Origin of the sequence: Parazoarcus communis SWub3 = DSM 12120 (genome assembly GCF_003226565.1) — a bacterium.
GTDB classification, from domain to species: domain Bacteria; phylum Pseudomonadota; class Gammaproteobacteria; order Burkholderiales; family Rhodocyclaceae; genus Parazoarcus; species Parazoarcus communis.
Window position 1 is genome coordinate 1 of the sequence record NZ_QKOE01000214.1, and the last position, 246, is coordinate 246.

Sequence of the window (246 nt, forward strand, 5' to 3'; positions counted from 1 at the left end):
ACCAGTTCCGTCCGTCATGGACACCAGCCGGGCGAACTCGGTATCCCACGTGTAACCCACTGCCGGCGTCGGATGCACTGCACCGCTGTACGACAGCCCGATCAGGCGATCGTCGAGCGCATATGTATGCGTCCGGACCTGACCCAGAGCGTCCGTGCGCGTGCGCAGACGCCCTGCTCCGGCCTCATAGGCATAGCTCGTCCGACTTCCATCTGCCAGCTCCTTGGCCGTCAGCCGCCCCTGGAT

The 246-nt window shown here is 65.0% G+C and carries 1 protein-coding gene; it reads right to left on the reverse strand.

Annotated elements, in window-relative coordinates; translation table 11 throughout:
- Positions 1 to 246, reverse strand: a 246-nt coding sequence (locus tag DNK49_RS23785; protein ID WP_165843452.1) for an RHS repeat protein, incomplete at both ends; no start/stop codon positions are given.